The following is a 3,495-nucleotide window of genomic DNA, read 5'->3' as shown; positions in this document are numbered from 1 at the left end:
AGCTTCAGCGCCGTCACCCAGCAGATCAACTCGGCCACCTCGATGGGGCGCTTGATGCTCAACGTGCTGTTGTCGTTTGCCCAATTCGAGCGTGAGGTCACCAGTGAGCGCATCCGCGACAAGATCGCCGCCAGCAAGGCCAAGGGGATGTGGATGGGCGGGCCGCTGCCGCTGGGGTATGACGTGGATAGCCGTCTGCTGGTCATCAATGACACCGAGGCCAAGCTGGTGCGCCGCATCTTCGATGACTTCGTGACCGTGCGCTCGGCCACGCTGATGGCCAAGGCCTACGGAACGGAAGGCGTGGTCACCAAGGGCGGCAAGCCCTTCACCAAGCAGACCATCTACAAGATGCTGCACAACCGGATGTACCTGGGCGAGATCGTTCACAAGGGGCAGAGTTTCCCTGGCCAACATCAGGCCATCATCACCCAGGCGCAGTGGGAAGCCGTGCACGCGCTGATTGCCACCGATGGCATCGAGCGGAGGCGCGCGACGAATGACCGCCAGAGTGAGCCTGTATTGCTGCGTGGCCTGCTGTTTACGTCCGATGGCGAACGGCTGGTGCCCAGCTACACCGTCAAGAAGGGCAAGACCTACCGCTATTACAGCCCGATCAAGCACCGGCGCTTTGGCGCATGGGCCAGTCAACACGGCCCGCTGCCAGCTGCGCCGATTGAAGAACTGGTCACGCAGCAGATCGTGACGGCACTCTCGGCCCCGCACATCGTGCAATCGGTATGGGACCGGATGCAGCACATTCGGCCAGACCTCACCGAACCGCAGGTCGTGCTGCCAATGCGCAACCTCGCCAGCCTGTGGCGAGAGTTGTTTCCAGCGGAGCAGTGCCGATTGGCGCAATTGCCGATCGAGCGCGTGATGATTGCCGACGGCGGGCTGGAGATCATTTGGCGCGATCAGGGCTGGCAATAACTGGCTGGGGAACTGATGCCCGGCAGCATCGGCGCAGAACTGCAGGAATGGGAGCAACAGGAGGTCGAGGCATGAAACCGAAAGTCCAGCCCTTGGGCGCAGCCATCGCCCGCGAACGCCGGGATGGCGGACAGGTGAAGTTGTCCACCTTCATCCCGCTGAAGATTCGCAAGCGTGGCGGCAGCAAGGTGGTGGTGCGCCCGGACAGCCAAGTCGAGGCATCGGGCAAGGTAGCCACCCAGATCGACCAGCCCTTGCTGGTGGCGTTGACGCGGGCCTTCTACTGGCAGCAACTACTGGATGATGGATTGGTGGGCAGCGGCAGCGAAATTGCTCAGCGCGAAGGCCTGCACCACTCGACGGTCAACGAACTGCTGCGCCTGACGCTGCTGGAGCCCGCCATCATCCAGAGCATACTGGCTGGGCAGCAGCCCCGGTGCATGAGCCTGCTGTGGTTTCAGCGGAACCCGCTGCCGACCGACTGGGTGGCGCAGCGCGAGGTGGTGACGAATTTTGATGCCTGAAAATCAGGCCATCACGATCTGGGTGTGCACCTCGACCTTGAGTGCACGCTTGATAGCCGCAAAGACCGCCGAGATGTTGCTCATGGTCGGGTTGCCCGATTGCGAGAGCATCCGGTGCAGGCTCTTGGCAGGCTTGTGAATTTCCTCGGCCAGCGCCTCGAATCCGACCGTGGCGTTCACGAGGTCGCGCAGGATCAGTTTGGCCGATTCCGGCTCGCCATTGACGAACAGGGTGATGGCCTCGTCCAGAAGCGCCTGCGCAAAGGCCGGATCGCTCTGCACGCGCGCGGCCACGGTTTCTTTGAAATCACGGGTCAGTGCCATGTTCACTTTCCTTTCCGGGTTGATGCCTTGCGGCGCTTGTAGTCTTCCCACAGCGCCACCGCTTGGTCGATGTCCTGCTGTTGACGCTTCTTGGTGCCGCCACCGATCAGGATGATGATCTTCAATCCGTCCTTGGCGAGATAGACGCGCAAGCCCGGCCCCCAATCGATCTTGTATTCCCCGATGCCACGAAACCACTCAACGTTGGACAGGTTGCCCTTTTCCATCCGGCTAACGGCTACGCGCACCTTGGCGGCGGCAACGGCCTCCAGCGACTCGAACCACTCCGCGAAGGGGCTGTCGCCATCATCCAGCAGTAGTTCTTTGATCTGGTAGCTCATGGATCAAATGGTAACGTATAAGTTCCCATTGTGCCAGTGTGGCAGGTTGGATGCCTGACCGCTCGCCTTGGTTGACGATGAACCGCCGCGCATAAGTTGTTGATTTTGCGATAGCCAAAGCCGCGCCTACCCGCAGGCCAAACGGAGAATAGAGACGGCTCGGGCCGAGAAAGTGGCTAATTACGGGCGTTTCGGCGGATGGCCACCCGCAGCACGGATGGCCGAAACCCCGCGTGGCGCGGGGATTTCAGGCAAGAAAAAGGGCCCGGAGATTGTCCGAGCCCTTCAATTTGGTGGAGGTGGCGGGGATTGAACCCGCGTCCGCGAATCCTCCGCCTTCGGCTCTACATGCTTATCCATGCCATTGAATTTAACTGACCGTTGCCCGACTGGCAGGGAAGACGATCAGCGATTCCGTAAGTTTTAGCGATTTGGCCCCGGACTTGCCTCCTCGCGAGCTTATGCTTGGGTTATGCCTGAGACAGCGTCCATAAGCAGGCCCTGGTCAGACACTAGCTGGCTTAAGCAGCTAGAGCGTAGTTGTCGTCGTTGGCAACTATATTGGTTGCAGCTGGTTTTACGAGGGGAACTGCACCTCGGCATGCACCTTGGGTTTTGCGATCCACGTCGAAGCCATGTCACCCCCGGTGTGTGAAGGGCCAAGTATAGGCTCTTCTCATGGGCTTGCAAGGTGGGGATGGGCGTTTGTCTTTTCAAGGGGCATCGCGGCTGTGCTGCGTGAGTCTGTCAGGAATTTTGTGTGTGAGGCATAACATGTCACCAAGGAGCATGTATGCCAAGCAAGACGAGCAAGAAGAAAGGGGCAGCGGCGCTGCCCAGCATTCCGAAAGAACTCATTGACCAGATGGTCAGTGGCCCGATGGACGCCGAAGCGGTGAATGCCGCCTCGATGGCGTTCAAGAAGGCGCTGATCGAACGCATCCTGGGGGCCGAACTCAGCCATCACCTGGGTTACCCGCCTGGCGCCGAGAAACCAGGCGATATCTGCAACCACCGCAACGGCGCGACCAGCAAGACCGTGCTGACCGACGATGGGCCGCTGCGCATCGACGTCCCGCGCGACCGTCAGGGCAGCTTCGAACCCCTGCTGATTCCCAAGCATGAACGCCGCTTCACCGGCTTCGACGACAAGATCGTCGCCATGTACGCCCGCGGCATGACGGTGCGCGAGATTCAGGGATTTCTGGCCGAGCAGTACGGCACCGAGGTGTCACCGGAATTCATCAGCTCGGTTACCGATGCGGTGATGGCCGAGGTGACGGCCTGGCAGTCGCGGCCGCTGGAGCCGATGTATCCGGTCGTCTTTTTTGATGCCCTGCGGGTCAAGATTCGCGAGGACGCGGTGGTCCGCA

At 60.7% G+C, this 3,495-nt stretch carries 5 protein-coding genes and 1 other RNA gene; 3 read left to right on the top strand and 3 right to left on the bottom strand.

Annotated elements, in window-relative coordinates:
- On the top strand, positions 1-933 hold a 933-nt coding region (locus ACYQ1H_RS15250; protein ID WP_460028897.1), incomplete at its 5' end, for a recombinase family protein.
- Positions 934-1,004: 71 nt separating this feature from the next.
- Complete coding sequence (locus ACYQ1H_RS15245) at positions 1,005-1,457, top strand: site-specific recombinase resolvase (protein ID WP_460028896.1); 453 nt, start codon at positions 1,005-1,007, stop codon at positions 1,455-1,457.
- A gap of 3 nt (positions 1,458-1,460) precedes the next feature.
- Here ACYQ1H_RS15245 and ACYQ1H_RS15240 read toward each other — a convergent pair whose 3' ends face one another.
- The 3 genes from ACYQ1H_RS15240 to ssrA form a co-directional block, all read right to left on the bottom strand.
- Positions 1,461-1,781, bottom strand: a complete 321-nt coding sequence (locus ACYQ1H_RS15240; protein WP_460028895.1) for a helix-turn-helix domain-containing transcriptional regulator — start codon at positions 1,779-1,781, stop codon at positions 1,461-1,463.
- Positions 1,782-1,783: 2 nt separating this feature from the next.
- Complete coding sequence (locus tag ACYQ1H_RS15235; protein ID WP_460028894.1) at positions 1,784-2,122, bottom strand: type II toxin-antitoxin system RelE/ParE family toxin; 339 nt, start codon at positions 2,120-2,122, stop codon at positions 1,784-1,786.
- A 291-nt stretch (positions 2,123-2,413) separates the two neighbouring features.
- Positions 2,414-2,768, bottom strand: a transfer-messenger RNA (tmRNA) gene (gene ssrA / locus ACYQ1H_RS15230).
- 147 nt (positions 2,769-2,915) lie between these two features.
- Between ssrA and ACYQ1H_RS15225 the strand changes: the two genes are divergently transcribed.
- Positions 2,916-3,495 (top strand): transposase (locus ACYQ1H_RS15225; RefSeq protein WP_460028893.1); only part of this gene is annotated, 580 nt, incomplete at its 3' end.

The sequence above is a fragment of the Methyloparacoccus murrellii genome (assembly GCF_054657115.1).
The sequence above is the reverse complement of the archived record's forward strand: the minus strand, read 5'-3'. Positions and strand labels throughout refer to the sequence as shown.

Excerpts from the sequence above, each read along its gene's own strand:
- ACYQ1H_RS15240 (WP_460028895.1), bottom strand. The coding sequence starts at position 1,781 with ATGGCACTGACCCGTGATTTCAAAGAAACCGTGGCCGCGCGCGTGCAG.
- ACYQ1H_RS15245 (WP_460028896.1), top strand. The coding sequence starts at position 1,005 with ATGAAACCGAAAGTCCAGCCCTTGGGCGCAGCCATCGCCCGCGAACGC.
- ACYQ1H_RS15235 (WP_460028894.1), bottom strand. The coding sequence starts at position 2,122 with ATGAGCTACCAGATCAAAGAACTACTGCTGGATGATGGCGACAGCCCC.